The following is a 15,184-nucleotide window of genomic DNA, read 5'->3' as shown; positions in this document are numbered from 1 at the left end:
GTGCGAAGCCGGGCGGCAACTGCGCCCGGCAGGGCGCCGCCGGTTCGGCCCTATCCCCGACCGCTTCGAAGGCCCGGCGTGGCCCGGACCAGGCTCTCGAAGCCCGACGGCGGGCGGCCCAGTAGTTCCGCCACATCGTTGGTGACCCGGTCGTAACGGTTCTCCCGGTGCAGTTCGGCCATCGTGGCGATGTGGTCGAAGACGTGCGGTGACAGACCGAGTGGCTTGAGGTCGCGCTCAAGCCACTCGTCGTACGGCACGTCGACATAGCTCACGGTGCGGCCCAGGGCGCTGGAGAGCTCGGCGGCGATGGCGGTCATGTCACGGGAGGCGGCGCCGGTCAACTCGTAGACCCCGCCGACCGGGGGTGCCGGATCGAGCAGCAGCCGGGTGGCCACCGCCGCCACATCGCCGGAGGCCACGGGTGAGGTGCGGGCGTCGCCGAACGGGAGGCGGATCGTGTCGTCGCGTTGGATCGAGGCGACAGCGAGCATGCCGAACAGCGGGTTCTCCATGAACACAGTCGGCCGGATGTGGATGACCGGCAGCCCCGACCAGTTGAGGACGTGTTCGGCGAGCCAGTGCAGTCGCTGCTGGTTCGACTCCGCGCTGCTGGTGAGGCTCATCTGCGATACGGTCATCTGGGAGATGTTCACCAACAGTTCAAGCCGCTCGCCCTCAAGTGCCGCCGCGGCCACGGTAGCCGTGGCCTCCAGGTAGCCGGGCGACACGCTCATCCCGAAGTAGGCCCTGCGGCAACCCTCCAGGGCCGCCACCACGTCCGCGCCGCGGGTGAGGTCGCCGACCACCACTTCCACGCCGTCCAGCGCCCGAAGAACCGCGGCCCGGTCGTCGTCGTGGTGTACCAGGGCGCGTACCGGCACCCCGTGCTCGCGCAGTCCCGCCACTACCTTCCCGCCCACACCCCCTATGCCGGCAGCGGCTCCGGTGACCAGGATCGGATGAGCACTCGGCATGGTGGCCTTCCCGCGGTCGACGACTCGTTCCGGTTCCCTTTCTACGGCACGTCGACCGCCCCCGGCAGGCACCGGCCGCGGCGGCCACCCGGCAGGACTAGCGCTGTCCCGGCCAAGGCAAGCCTGTTTCTTGCAACAACCAAGGGCGAGTCTTTACGCGATCCGAGCGCCGTTTGGCGGGATCGGGGCCGCCCCGGCGACAATCCGCTGGCCGGTTCTCGGGGCAAAGCTTCTGCCGGGCCGCGACGCAAAGTCACTGGACACCTTTCATGGACATGACCGGCATGGAATCGCGAATGGGACCCCGGAGCGGCGGCGAACAGCAAGCGGAGTGCCGTTCGATTCTGAATCTATGGCATACCTGTGAATTAACTGTCAACCCGGAAGATGGGACAGTCACCTTTGGTATACGTTCTTCGGGAGTAACCGGCCATCCGACGTTGGCCCATATACCGCTATTCCACGAGACCACGCATACCTAGTTTTCGTTTCGGTTCAACGCGCTACTACTTGGCAGGTCGACGGCCCTTGTCGCGAGAGGAGCCGCCTGACGTGCAGGTACCACAAGCAGACCGATTCGCACACCCCATGCGGCACTCAAGCCAACCGGCCGGTCTCCGGACCGGTTTGCACACGAGCCCGCCGTGCGCTCCGCTGCTTCCCGTCACCTGCGGGAAACATCAAGTGGCGCACAGCGAAATGCAAAGACAATTAAAAAACCCTCCTGCATTACGGGGTCACAAGGAGTGGCTATGCCAGAGGCACAACCAATCGCACCTTCCGCCAAGGTGGGTGATGATCCGGGCGCGGTTACCGCGACGCGCCCCCGGGCGTTACCACCCACTCGGGGACTGATCCAGTTCTTCGAGCGGGCATGCGACCGAACACCCGAGAACACCGCACTGGTCTGCGGTGACACACAGCTCAGCTACGCCGAACTCGACCGCCGGGCGAATCGGTTGGCGCGGCTGCTCAGACAGCGCGGCGCCGGGGAGGGCCGGGCCGTCGGGATCCTGCTCGACCGTTCCGTGGACACCTACGTCGCCCTGCTCGGCGTGATGAAGGCCGGTGCCGCCTACGTTCCACTTGACCCTTCGTTCCCTGCCGCCCGGGTGGCGTTCATCGCCCAGGACGCCGAGTTGTGCGATCTGGTGACGTCATCCACCATGTCACACCGCACGCAAGGGCTTCCCTGCCCGGTCCTCGAACTGGACAAGTGCGCAGAGGAGTTGGACGGTCAATCGGCCGAGCGCCCCGCAGGCGGCGTCAGCCCGTCGTCGCTGTGCTACGTCATCTACACCTCGGGAACCACCGGTCGCCCCAAGGGCGTTGCCGTCTCGCACGCCAACATCGTCAACTTCCTGCGGGTGGTCACGCCCATCTATCGGGTGAACGGCGATGACAGGGTCTACCAAGGGCTGTCCATCGCGTTCGACTTCTCGGTGGAGGAGATCTGGCCCGCGTGGTCGGCGGGGGCGACGCTGGTGGCCGGGCCGACCGACGACCGTCGCGTCGGGCAGGGGCTGGCCGACTTCCTGGTCGAGAACGCGATCACGGTGCTGTGCTGCGTCCCGACGCTGCTGACCACCATCGAGGGCGAAGTGCCCTCGCTGCGCAGCCTGTTGGTGAGCGGCGAGGCCTGCCCGCCCGACCTGGTGCGCCGCTGGCACCGCCCCGGCCGCCGCATCCTCAACGCGTACGGACCCACCGAGTCGACGGTGACCGCGACCTGCGGAGAACTGCACCCGCATCGCCCGGTCACCATCGGAACGCCGCTGCCCACCTACCGGGTCTACATCCTCAACGACCGGATGCGCCCGGTCGCCGAGGGCGAGAGCGGTGAGATCTGCGTCGGCGGCCCCGGAGTGGCGATCGGCTACCTCAACCGGCCGGAGCTGACCGCGGAGCGGTTCGTGACCAACCCGGTCGAGCACGAGCGGGCCGAACACCCGCGCATCTACCGCACCGGGGACCTGGGCCGGTTCACCTCCACCGGGGAGATCGAGTACCTGGGCCGGATCGACACCCAGGTCAAGATCCGCGGCTACCGCATCGAGTTGGCCGAGATCGAGGAGGTGCTGCGGGAGGACGAGGCGGTCGAGAACGCGGTCGTCACCCCGCTGGAGCGGGACGGCGTGGTGCAGGACCTGGTCGGCTACGTCACGCTGACCGGCCGTACCGGTGGCGAGAGCCACGACCGGTTGCGGGAACGCCTGCACACCGCGCTACGCCGAAGACTCCCCGAGTACATGATCCCGTCGTTCGTCGAAGTGCTTCCGCAGTTCCCGCTGTTGGCGGCCGACAAGGTGGACCGGGCGGCGCTGCCCGCCCCCGCCTCTCCCCCGCTGGCGCGCGGCTCCCGCCCGCACGTCGCGGCGGCCACTGCGCTGGAGAGCCAACTGGCCGCGGTGTGGCGGGAGGTGCTGGGCGCCGAGAAGGTCTCGGTGGAGGACGACTTCTTCTGCGACCTGGGCGGCCACTCCATGGCGGCGGCCCGGCTCGTCTCCCGGCTGCGTCGGCAACCGGAGTTGGCCACCGTGGCCATGGCCGACCTGTACGCCCACCCCACCATCCGCGATCTCGCCACGCACCTCGACACCGGCGATCAGGCCCCCGACGAGCAGCCGTCGGCGGAACCGGCGCCCCCGGTCCGGCACCACTCCAGTGCCCGGGTCGCGTTGTGCGGCATCGCCCAGATCGGCTCCCTGTACGCGTGGTTGCTGCTGGCCGGTCTGCCACTCGGTGTACTGGTCTACCGGCTGCTGGCGGTGTGGCACGAGCCGGTGCGCGCGGTGGCCCCGCACTCCGCCCTCAACTGGCTCAGCCATCTGGGGTTCGGCGCGTTCATACCGCTGGAGATCGGCTGGCTGCTGGTGAGCCTGCTGGTGCTCCCGCTGCTCGTCGGCCGACTGCTGATGGCGGGGGTCCGGCCCGGGTGGTATCCGCTGTGGGGCGTGACGTATCTGCGGTTCTGGCTGTACGGAAAGGTGCTGGCGCTCTCCCCGATCGCGCTGCTGACCGGTTCACCGCTGCTGCCGCCGATGTTGCGGCTGCTGGGGGCGAGGATCGGCCGCGGCTGTCATCTGTCGTCCGTCGTCGCGCTGCCGTGCTTCCTGCGGCTCGGCGACGATGTGAGCGTCGGCTACGGCGCGCGGTTGCTGCCCTTCCTGGTCGAGGACGGCTGGCTGCGGCTTGCGCCGGTGGCGCTGGGCGATCGCAGCTACGTCGGCACCAACAGCGTCGTGATGCCGGGCGCCACCCTGGGCAGCGGCGCGTCCGTGGGCGACCAGTCGCTGGTCCCCGCCGACCGGACCGTACCGGCCGACGAGCACTGGTCCGGCTCTCCCGCACGCCGTCAGGACGCGCGCCCCGCGCTGCTGGACGCCATGGCCGCGGACGCCGACGACCGGCGCTGGCCGCTACGGCTGCTGGCCGGATACGCCCTGGGATCACTGCTGCTGATACTCGTGCCGCTGGTCATCGCCGACACCACCGGAACCCTGGTCGGCTATGTGACCGTCAGGGACGGCCTTTTCTGGGGCTGCCTGTCCACGTTGGCGGTCGGGCCGCTGGTGGTGGTGCTCACCTGCCTGCTGGTGCTCGTCCTCAAGCGCGCGTTGCTGCCGCGGGTACGGGCGGGCGTCCATCCGGAGCGCAGCGGCTTCGGGGTGCGCAAGTGGATCGGCGACGGCCTGATGAACACCAGCCTGGTCCTGACCCACGCCCTGTACTCCACCCTGTACCTGGTGCCGTTCCTGCGCTGGCTGGGTGCGCGCACCGGCCGCTGGTCGGAGGTGGCCACGGTCAGCTTCGTCGATCCGGACATGCTGGTCATCGGCGAACGCAGCTTCGTCGCGGACGTCAGCGTGGTGGGGCCCGCGGTCTTCCACCGGGGCCGGATCGCACTGGCACCGGCGGAAGTGGGGAAGCGCAGCTTCGTCGGCAACGGCGCACTGGTGCCCGGCTCCTGCCGAATGGGCGACAACAGCCTGCTGGGCGTGCACTCCGTGGCGCCGACCCGGCCGGTGGACCCGGAGACGACCTGGCTGGGGTCACCGGCGATCTTCCTGCCGCGCCGGGAGGAGAGCCAGAACTTCCCGGCGAAGTACACCTACGACCCGAGCCCCGGGCTGATCGCCGCCCGGCTGGTCATCGAGTACTTCCGGGTCACCCTGCCGGGCACCTTCGCGGCCCTCGGCGTGCTGCTGAGCCTGTACGCCGCGATCGGCCTCGCCAAGTCGGCTTCCCCGACGGCCCTGTTCCTGCTCGGACCGGCGCTGCTGCTCGGCGTCGGCGTACTGGCCACCCTGCTCACCGTGGTCCTGAAATGGCTGGTGATCGGCCGCTACCGGCCACGGGTCGAACCGCTGTGGGGCATCTGGGTGCGGCGCACTGAACTGATCACCGGGTTGTTCGAGAACCTCGTCGTGCCGTCGCTGGTGAACTTCCTCACCGGAACGCCTTTGATGGGTACGGTCATGCGGCTGTTCGGCGCCCGGATCGGCCGCCGGGTGTGGCTGTCCACCACCTACATGACGGAGTTCGACCTGGTGGAGGTCGGCGACGACGCGGCGGTCGGCGAGGTCACCTCGTTGCAGACCCACCTGTTCGAGGACCGCGTGATGAAGATGTCCAACGTCAGGGTCGGCAAGGCGAGTTCGGTCGGCCCCCGGACGGTCGTGCTCTACGACGCCGAGGTCGGCGCCGGTACCTCACTGGACGCGCTGTCCCTGCTGATGAAGGGCGAGCGGCTGCCAGACCGCACGAGGTGGCGCGGCATCCCGGCCCGTCCCTGTTGAGCCGAGGGCGCCCGTCCTCGTCGCGCCAAGTCCCGGCGCTCCCGGCACACCGGAGGCGGCCGAGTGCCGCATCGACCAACATCCCGCAGTCTTCTGCTCTCTCGCGGAGAAACCATGACATCGCTCGACCACCTCGGTACCTGGACCGGCCCGCACGTCGACCACGAACTGCCAGGCCCCCGCTCTGCCGAGTTCCTGGCACTCCAGCAGCGCCACGAGTCCAACGCCCGTACCTACCCCCGCCGGTTGCCCATCGCCATCGAGGAGGCTTCCGGAAGCTTCGTACGGGACGTGGACGGCAACGTCTTCATCGACTTCCTCGCCGGGGCCGGTGTGCTCTCCCTGGGGCACAACCACCCCGACCTGGTACGTGTCATCACCGATCAGCTCGGTCGGCTCACCCACGGCCTGGACTTCCCCACCCCGGCGAAGGAGGAGTTCATCCAGGCCCAACTGGCCATGCTGCCGCCGGGCCTACGGGACCGGATGAAGATCCACTTCTGCGGGCCGACCGGCGCCAACGCGGTGGACGCCGCGCTCAAGCTGTGCAAGACGGCGACCGGCCGCGGCGATGTGATCTCCTTCCAGGGCGGCTTCCACGGCAGCAGCCACGCCGCCATGGCGATCACCGGCCTGGTGTCGCAGAAGCAGCCCGTGCCCAACGGTGTGCCCGGTATCCACTTCTTCCCGTACTCCTACTGCGCCAGGTGCCCGCTCGACCTGACGCCGGACGCCTGCGCCACCAACTGCGTGAGCTTCCTGGAACGTTCACTGCGGGACGGCAACGGCGGGGTGCCGCTGCCCGCCGCGGTGATCCTGGAGATGGTGCAGGGCGAGGGCGGGATCATCCCGGCGACCGGCGACTTCGTAAGGCGGGTACGGGAGTTGACGCGGGAGCTGGACATCCCGCTGGTGGTGGACGAGGTGCAGAGCGGCTGCGGGCGCACCGGCACCTGGTTCGCCTTCGAGCAGTACGGCATCGAACCCGACGTCATCGTCGCCTCCAAGGCGTTGAGCGGCATCGGCACCCCGGTCGCCGTCATCCTCTACGACGAGCGGCTGGACGTCTGGGCGCCCGGCGCGCACACCGGGACCTTCCGCGGCAACCAACTGGCGTTCGCGGCGGGGGCGGAGGCGGTACGGGTCTTCGAACGCGAGGACATCCTGGGCAACGTCCACCGGCGCGGCGAGCAGATCCTCAAGTCGCTCGCCGAGCTGCACGCCGACCCCTGGGTGCGCGAGGTGCGCGGACGCGGCCTGATGTGGGGCATCGAGTTCGCCGATCCCGGCGACGGCAGCCCGGCGGGCGCCGTCGCCGGCCAGGTGCAGGCCGGTGCGCTACGGCGCGGCCTGATCGTGGAGGTCGGCGGCCGTGCCGACTGCGTGGTCCGGCTCATGCCGCCGCTGAACGTCACCGCGGCGGTGGTCGACACCGCCTGCGCAATCCTCGTCGACGCCATCGCCGACGCCACACTGTCCGCGGACCGGGGACGGCAGGAGGCTTGACCACGTGGCACTCATCGTCCAGAAGTACGGCGGCTCCTCGGTACGCGACACCGAGCGGATCAAGAAGGTCGCCGAGCACATCGTCGCGACCCGCAGGGCGGGCCATGACGTGGTCGTGGTGGTCTCCGCGATGGGCGACACCACCGACGAACTCCTCGGCCTGGCAGGCGAGGTGACGGGCGCGCCCACGCCACGCGAGCTCGACATGCTGCTCACCTCGGGCGAGCGGGTCTCCAACGCCCTGGTGGCGATGGCCATCCAGGCACTGGGTGCTCCGGCGTGTTCGTTCTCCGGTTCGCAGGCGGGGGTGTTCACCACCGCGGCGCACGGTCGGGCGCGGATCGTCGACATGGACACCACCCGTGTGCGGCAGCAACTCGACCGCGGCGCGATCGTGCTGATCGCCGGTTTCCAGGGGGTCAACCGGGAGAGCGGTGACATCACCACCCTGGGCCGCGGCGGCTCCGACACCACGGCGATCGCGCTGGCCGCCGCCCTGAAGGCGGACACCTGTGAGATCTACACCGATGTGGACGGGGTCTACACCGCCGACCCCAGGATCGTGCCGAACGCCAGGCTGCTGGAGCACATCAGCTACGAGACCATGCAGGAACTGGCCGCCTGCGGTGCGAAGGTGCTGGCGCTGCGCAGCGTGGAGTACGCCCGTCGGCACGGAGTACCGGTGCACGTGCGCTCCTCGTACAACACCCGGCCGGGGACGATGGTTTCGGCGGCCCGTGAGGTGCCGACAGCCGAGCGGCCGTCGATCACCGGTGTCGCCCACGACCAGTCCGGCGCCAAGATCACCGTGACCGGTCTACCGGACGGCCCCGGCCCCGCGGCACAGGTCTTCCGGGTCGTCACCGGTGCGGAGAGCGAACTCGACATGGCCGTGCGCGACACGTCACACGGCGCGGACGGCCGCACCGAGTTGTCCTTCCTCGTCCCGGCGGACAGCCGGCTGCCCGTGGTGGCGGCGTTGCGTGAGCACCAGGAGGAGATCGGCTTCGCTGACATCTCCCAGGACGAGCGCATCGGCAAGGTCTCGCTGGTCGGCACCGGGATGCGCTCACAGCCCGGCGTGATCGCCGCGTTCTGCGAGACGCTGGCGGCGGCGGGTGTCAACATCGAGATCATCTCCACCTCGGAGATCCGCATCTCGGCCGTGTGCCGGGCGGCCCAGCTGGGTGACGCGGTAAGGGCGTTGCACGGCGCCTTCGGGCTGGGCGCGCCCGAGGGGGTGGCCGTCGCCGCGCGGACATGAGGTTCCGCTCGCCCACGTGGCGTGCGGTTTCGGGTAGTAGTACGTGGGGGGCGGGCTCGGCACTGGCCCGCTCCCCTCTCCTGTTCGGCCGAACCGAGCCAGTGCCCGGGCGGAGGAGTACACGGTGGAGTTCGGGAGGGCCGCGCGGTACTTTCCACGGCACGGCAGCGACGACTACCGGGTGCTGCGGTACCGGCTGCGGCTGGACTGGAAGCCGGGCTCCGGGCGGATCCTGGCCAGCGCGGGGCTCACCGTCCTCCCCGAGCGCGCGGTGGAGGTGATCAGTCTCGACCTGTCCCACCTTGAGGTGACCAGGGTCGCCGCCGGGGGCGAACCCGTTGAGTTCCACCAGCGCAAGAAGAAGCTGAACATCAGGCCAGGTCGACCGTTGCCGCTGGGGCAGCCGGTGGAGTTCGAGATCGGCTATCACGGTGTCCCACGGCCGATCGGCGTTCCCGAACTGGACGACGAGGCGGGCTGGTTCCGCACCCGGGACGGAGTCCGGGTGATGAGCGAACCGCTGGGCGCCCCCTCGTGGTTCCCGTGCAACGACCGACCGGACGACAAGGCCGCCTACCGGTTCGAGATCACCGTGCCGCAGGACCACCAGGTCTGCGCCAACGGGCGGTTGACGCAGCGGCGCACGGTCGGCGCGCAGCGCGTGGAATGGGTCTACGAGCATCCGGGGCCGATGGCGCCCTACCTGGCGACCGTGGCCATCGGCCGGTTCGTGTTCGTCGAGCAGACCGGTGGCCCGCCGGGAGTGCTGCTGCGCAACGCGTTCCCCGAACGGCTGCTGGACCGCGCCGAGTTCGACTTCGGCCGCCAACCGCGGATGCTGCGGGTCTTCAGCGAACTGTTCGGCCCCTATCCGTTCGACGTGTACGGGTCCGTGGTGGTGGACGCCGTGGTCGGTGACCCGCTGGAGAGCCAGACGTTCTCGGTCTTCGGCACCGACCGGGTCACCGGCCGACGGGGCTACGAGGACGAGGTGGCCCATGAGTTGGCCCACCAGTGGTTCGGAAACAGCGTCGGCATCCGCGACTGGCGGGACATCTGGCTCAAGGAGGGCTTCGCCAACTACGCCGAGTGGCTGTGGTCGCAGGCGTCCGGCGGTCCCAGCGCGCACACGATGGCGGTGTCCCATCTGAACAGTCTTCGCGCCAAGGGACAGGATTTCGCCATCGGCGACCCGGGGACGGCCAGGCTCTACGACGACCGCCTCTACACCCGGGGCGCGTTGACCCTGCACGCCCTGCGGCTGACCGTGGGGGACGAGAGGTTCTTCGCCCTCCTCCAGGCGTGGGCCGGGCGGTACCGGGGGGCCAGCGCCGACACCGCCCGCTTCATCGCCCTCGCCCAGCGGGTGTCGGATGTCGCGCTCGACGGCTTCTTCCACGACTGGCTGTACACCGCCGCGATTCCCCAACTGCCGTTGGACGGAGCCTGATCCAGCTCGCAGGCGCGCCCCGCCCGGCGCGGAGCCGGGCGGGGCGAAACCTTACGTCAGCCGTGTGTCACCTCGTGCACCAGCGGACGTACCGGTAGTTGTTGACGTAGTAGGCGGGAATCCAGCCCTGGCCGCCCGCGAGCTTGTACCAGCGGTCGTTGCTGCCGACCTGGCCACCCCTGGCCTTGCACACGATCCACACGTGCATGCCGTTGTTGATCGTCCCGGTCGCCCAGCGGTTCACACCGGGGCCGTAGTGGACGGTCACCGGCTCCGGGGAGACCACCCGTCCCTCGACACGGTGGTGCCAGAAGCCGTGGTGGGCGGGGGCGAGGGCCTGCGCTCCGGTGGCGGTGCCCAGCGCGACGCCTGCGGTGAGCAGGGCCGCGGTGATGGACCTCCGGATGGAGTGACGTTTCATCATGACGCTCCTCTCTCCAATACTGGCACATACAATGGGATTTGCTGTTTTGCCGGTATTGGCGTGAAGATACTGCCCATCACTTGATGCACCGTATGCCACACGTTGGAGTGATTGGTTAGCCCAGTGATTTGACCGGCCCACAGTTGCCACACAGGCAGCCGGACACACCCGGACGCGTGGAACGAAAGCGTCAACGGTCAACAATCAGCGGGCACTTTCCTCCCTTCAGGGGATTCCCTACGGCGTGTCTGGATGAGTCCGACGCGCTTCGGCAACTCTACGTATGCGACAAATCACCCCATTGGCCCGCATGGGCCTCACGTGCAAGAGAGGGGGATCGCTGCCATGTCCGTCGCATCACAAGGAACCCGGTCCGGGCTCGTCGGTCACGACGCGGAGCGCCGACGAGTGCGGCGTCCGCCGCGATGAAGAAACGTAAAGCCGCCGCACATGGGCGGCATGCCCGCCGCCCCGTGGCGCACCAGCACGGCGCGATCCTCCAGGAGCCCACTCCCCTTGCAGAGAGCGGGAGTTGGGCGGGAAGTCTGCGGCTGACGATGACGGTCGTCCTGGTGGCGGCGGTCATGCTCTTCCTCGACTCGTCCGTCGTCCACGTCGCCCTGCGGTCGCTGTCCACCGGCCTGCACATGTCGTTGAGCGCCGCGCAGTGGATCGTCTCGGCCTACATGCTGGCCTTCGCCGCGGCGATCCCGACAAGTACCTGGGCGGCACAGCGCTTTGGCCCGGAGCGGGTGTACCTGGCCGCGATGAGCGTGTTCACCGTGGCGTCCGTGATGTGCGGACTGGCGCACGTCCCCTGGCAGTTGATCGTCGCCCGTGCCGTACAGGGCGCGGGCGGCGGGCTGATCAGTTCGGTCTGCAGGATCATGCTCGTCACCGCCGCCGGCCCCAAGCGGCTGCCCAGGGTCATGGGCACCCTGGGCATCCCGGTGATGCTGGTGGCGGTCATGGGACCACTGCTGGGCGGCGGGCTGCTGGCGTACGTGGGATGGCGCGCGATCTTCTTCCTCAACGCGCCGATCGGCATCCTCGCGCTCCTGCTGGCGCGCCGCCTTCTGGGGCCGAAGCCGCCGCGGCCCAGTTCGTCACTGGACGTGGTCGGGCTGCTGCTGGTCTCCCCCGGGCTGGCCGCACTGACGTACGCGCTGACCCAGGCCGGTCGCTCCGGGCGGCTCGGCTGCCCGGCGGTGGTGGTGCCGCTGTGCGCCGGAGCGGTACTGATCGTGGCGTTCGTGGTGTGGTCGCTCCAGGGCAGCAGTCCGCTGCTGGACCTACGGCTGTACCGCAACGGGGTGTTCCGGGCGGCCGCGCAGTCGATGTTGGTCACCGGTGCCGTAGTGTTCGGCGGAACGATCCTGCTGCCGTTGTACCTCCAGACCGTACGCGGTGACGATCCCTGGCGGACCGGTCTGCTGATCGCGCCGCAGGGGCTGGGCACGGCGGCCGCGATGTGGCTGTCCGGCCGGTTGTTCGAGCGGCTGGGCAGTGCGACGGTGCTGGTCGGTAGCGGTGCGGTACTCCTCGCCACGCTGCCGTTCGCGTTCTTGACGGCCAGTACGCCCTACTGGTGGCTGATCACCGCCACGGTGCTGCGGGGCGTCGGCGTCGGGTTGGCGCACACCCAGGCGATGACCGCCGCGTACCAGTCACTCGCCCCGGCGCACATCGGGCAGGCCAGCACCCAGTTCAACACCCTTGAACACGTGGGCGGTTCACTGGGCTCCGCGACACTGATCCTGCTGCTGTCCCGGATGCCGTACACCTACAGCCATGCCCCGATCTCCCGAGCGCACGCGGTGGACATCGCCTACTGGGCACTGATCGCGGTGAGCGGATGCAGCCTGCTGCCCGCCGCCGCGCTGGTCGCCGCGCAGCGCCGAATCGGCCAGGAGGCCACCGCCGCCTCACCGCGATGACCGCACCGGGGGCGCCCGCCCGCGCCGTGGGCGACGCCGTGGTCCAGGTCGGCGCATCCCACTGCTTCTCCGACAGCCCGTCCAGAAGGTCGGCCAACTCCCGCCGCTCGGCCGCGATTTCGGCCCTGACTTGTGCTGTCGCCCTGCGCTTCGCTGTGTTCCCCAGGGCCCCAAGAGTGTCGGCAGTCCGGCCGCAGGTCCAAGAACGCATGACTGTCGTCCCCAGCATGGCTGGTTATCGACTTCGGTTGTGCGCCGCGGTGCCCGCTCCGGCATCCCGTCGTCCAGGCGGATGGCCCACCGTCACCTGCCGACGTCTCGTCCGTTGATGTGGTCGTGAACGAATCGGATTACGCGGATTACCCGGCCGACGCCCCTGACCAGCGGGAGGACGTCGAGACGGTGGGGACCGAGCCGGAGGTTCCGATCACCCGCGCCACCCGGACCTGGGTCGTGTCCCGGGCGGGCATCGCGGAGGCCCGGGCGGACGGCGGGCGGAGCAAGCCTGAGGGCCAAGGCACAAGCGCCCCAGCGTAATTGGGTGACGCGCGCCCACCCTGTGGTGGTTCACTACCCCCGACCAATCGGAGAACATCCACACCGGGGGAATCATGCGTAAGGTCCCGACCCTGTTCGTGCGCGACCCTCGGGACCGGCGGGTCGTGCTGCCCGAGGTGACGCCTGGCTGTGGGTGGGTGCTGGCCGGCGCAGGGACAGCGACGCGCAAGTGGGACGGGACGTGCGTGATGCTCGACGAGTCCGGCATGTGGTGGGCACGGCGCGAGGTGCGGGCGGGCAGAGCTGCGCCCGAGAACTACCTCCCCGTGGAGACCGATGGGACCACCGGCAAGACGGTGGGCTGGGAGCCGATGGCCCGGTCATCGTTCGCCACTTTCCACGCCGAGGCGGTGCGATCGGGCGACGGGTGGACGCCAGGCACCTACGAACTCGTCGGCCCGAAGATCAACGGCAATCCGGACGGCTTCGACACCCACGCGCTGGTGCGCCACGGTTGGGCCCCGGCGCAGGTGTGCGCCGATGTGGAGGCTGCCCCACGGGACTTCGCGGGTCTGCGGGACTGGCTGCTGGCCCGTCCGCGGTACGAGGGGATCGTATGGCACCATCCGGACGGCATGCGCATGGCGAAGATCAAGCGAAGGGACTTCAGGGCATGACGACCGAACGGATCGGGCCGCCGTTGATCGCGGGTGAGCGCGAGATGCTGCGCGCGTTCCTCGACTTCCACCGTGCGACGCTCGCCATGAAGTGCGACGGGCTGACCGACGAGGAGCTGCGCCGCCAGTCGATGCCGCCCTCGACGCTTTCGCTGCTCGGCCTGGTGCGGCACATGGCCGAGGTGGAACGCACCTGGTTCCGGCGGGTGATCAACGGCGAGGACATTCCGCTGGTGTGGTCGGACGAGGACGACTACCAGGTGGCGTTCGACACGAGCGCGTCCACCCGGTCAGGGGCGTTCGCGGCCTGGCAGGCCGAGGTCGAGCACTCACGGCGGATCGAGCGCGAGGCGGAGTCCCTTGATGTGATCGGCCACCAGGCCCGTTGGGGCAAGGACGTGTCGCTGCGGCTGGTGATGATGCACCTGATCCACGACTACGCCCGCCACAACGGCCATGCCGACTTCCTGCGCGAGGGCATCGACGGGACCGTGGGGGCCTGACGGCCTTTCGCAGGGCCAGGCGTCAAGGCCCCCGGCGAGCCTGAGCCGCGTGTGACCCGTGCTCGGGGTCGCTGAACGCACCCTTTCGCTGCGGCGGGTGCGGACCCGGACACGATCGAGGCTGTGCATGCCCGAAACCCAGCCAACCCCTGTTGTGCCGGGGGCTGGTGGTTGTGCTCGGGTGGCGCGGGAGCCTGGCTCATGACTGTGCGACTGCCGTGCCGCCCGCCACGCCCCGATGGTGCAAAGTGGTTGACGCGCTCCGCACAGCGGAGAAGGGACGGCACAGGTGCCGTCCGCGCCGACTACCTGAGCATGTCGTTGAAGCGGCGCGCGAACAGGTAGGCGTCGCCAGGCCAGCGGGCGGACAGGTAACTGCCGTCCTGGACGACGAACGCGGGCCGGTCATCCGTGGCGGTGCCGCGCCGCGTCAGCTGGACGGGTCCGCGTTGGAACTGCGCTGGGTCGTCCAGACAGGCGGTCACCTCGTCTTGGACGTAGGCGGGGTAGGTGCGGTAGTAGCGCCCGCGTCGCCAGGCCGTGAGGTAGTAGGCGCTGCGCTCCATGTACTTGGGCAGGCAGGTCGTACGCCGGTCGGCCAGGATGCTGCGGCCCGTGGCCGGATCGGGCGTTCGGGCGAGCACGAGGACGCCGTGGCAGATGGCTCCGACGGGGCGGCCGGTCGCCCAGAAGCGGGAGACTTTCTCGCGAAGCACTGCGGAGCCGAGGTACTGGCGCATGCCGGGCGCGTGTCCGCCGGGCAGGAGGAGGCCGTCGTAGTCTTCGGGCTCCAGGTCGGCCCAGCGCAGCGGGCTGCGGTAAGCGGCCTCGCCGACCATCCGACGGTAGAACTCCTTCGGCTCGGCGTCCGCGCCGAGTTGCCCGAAGAGGACTCCGGTGAGCAGCAGTGGGTCTGCCTCGGGCGGGTGGTCGCCGCGTTCCGTGGCGAAGACCACCTCGTGACCCGCGTCGCTCAGCAGCCGGTGGGGCACGGCCACCTCGGTGACGTCGAAGTCACGGTCAGGCAGTGGGAAGAGGATTCGCATGGGTCCTGGCTACCACGGGCCTCGACGCGCGCGTCGGCAAGGGGTGCCCGTTGCGGGTGGCTAGCCGGTCATAGCCGCTGAGTGCGGTCGGCCTGTGCGGCCG

General features: G+C 69.5%; 10 protein-coding genes. 7 read left to right on the top strand and 3 right to left on the bottom strand.

What is annotated here, in order from left to right:
* Positions 1-50 precede the first annotated feature (50 nt).
* Positions 51-977, bottom strand: a complete 927-nt coding sequence (locus P3G67_RS01670; protein WP_276091826.1) for an NAD(P)H-binding protein — start codon at positions 975-977, stop codon at positions 51-53.
* 788 nt (positions 978-1,765) lie between these two features.
* Between P3G67_RS01670 and P3G67_RS01665 the strand changes: the two genes are divergently transcribed.
* The 4 genes from P3G67_RS01665 (at position 1,766) to P3G67_RS01650 (ending at position 9,996) form a co-directional block, all read left to right on the top strand.
* Positions 1,766-5,776, top strand: coding sequence for a Pls/PosA family non-ribosomal peptide synthetase (locus tag P3G67_RS01665; protein WP_276091825.1), 4,011 nt, complete (start codon positions 1,766-1,768; stop codon positions 5,774-5,776).
* A gap of 114 nt (positions 5,777-5,890) precedes the next feature.
* Positions 5,891-7,282, top strand: coding sequence for a diaminobutyrate--2-oxoglutarate transaminase family protein (locus P3G67_RS01660; RefSeq protein ID WP_276091824.1), 1,392 nt, complete (start codon positions 5,891-5,893; stop codon positions 7,280-7,282).
* A 4-nt stretch (positions 7,283-7,286) separates the two neighbouring features.
* Entirely contained in the window at positions 7,287-8,546 is a 1,260-nt protein-coding gene (locus P3G67_RS01655) for an aspartate kinase (RefSeq protein ID WP_276091823.1), read from the top strand.
* A 124-nt stretch (positions 8,547-8,670) separates the two neighbouring features.
* Complete coding sequence (locus P3G67_RS01650; RefSeq protein WP_276091822.1) at positions 8,671-9,996, top strand: M1 family metallopeptidase; 1,326 nt, start codon at positions 8,671-8,673, stop codon at positions 9,994-9,996.
* A gap of 67 nt (positions 9,997-10,063) precedes the next feature.
* Here the strand turns inward: P3G67_RS01650 and P3G67_RS01645 are convergent, their stop codons facing one another.
* Positions 10,064-10,420 (bottom strand): hypothetical protein, encoded by a 357-nt coding sequence (locus P3G67_RS01645; RefSeq protein WP_276091821.1) that lies wholly within the window; start codon positions 10,418-10,420, stop codon positions 10,064-10,066.
* A 425-nt stretch (positions 10,421-10,845) separates the two neighbouring features.
* On the opposite strand from P3G67_RS01645, the gene P3G67_RS01640 reads away from it, so the two are divergent.
* From P3G67_RS01640 to P3G67_RS01630, 3 genes are all read left to right on the top strand, one after another.
* A complete protein-coding gene (locus P3G67_RS01640) occupies positions 10,846-12,357 on the top strand; it encodes a DHA2 family efflux MFS transporter permease subunit (RefSeq protein ID WP_276091820.1) in 1,512 nt (503 codons plus the stop codon).
* Positions 12,358-12,968: 611 nt separating this feature from the next.
* Positions 12,969-13,532, top strand: coding sequence for a DUF5565 family protein (locus P3G67_RS01635; protein WP_276091819.1), 564 nt, complete (start codon positions 12,969-12,971; stop codon positions 13,530-13,532).
* Positions 13,529-14,035: a DinB family protein gene (locus tag P3G67_RS01630; protein WP_276091818.1), complete on the top strand. Its 507-nt coding sequence runs from the start codon at positions 13,529-13,531 to the stop codon at positions 14,033-14,035. The genes P3G67_RS01635 and P3G67_RS01630 overlap by 4 nt, the downstream gene beginning before the upstream one ends.
* Before the next feature lie 305 nt (positions 14,036-14,340).
* Here the strand turns inward: P3G67_RS01630 and P3G67_RS01625 are convergent, their stop codons facing one another.
* Complete coding sequence (locus P3G67_RS01625; protein WP_276091817.1) at positions 14,341-15,081, bottom strand: type 1 glutamine amidotransferase domain-containing protein; 741 nt, start codon at positions 15,079-15,081, stop codon at positions 14,341-14,343.
* Positions 15,082-15,184: the final 103 nt, after the last annotated feature.

The sequence above is a fragment of the Streptomyces silvisoli genome (assembly GCF_029269905.1).
GTDB lineage: Bacteria > Actinomycetota > Actinomycetes > Streptomycetales > Streptomycetaceae > Streptantibioticus_A > Streptantibioticus_A silvisoli_A.
This window is presented reverse-complemented; position numbering and strand designations above follow the sequence as displayed.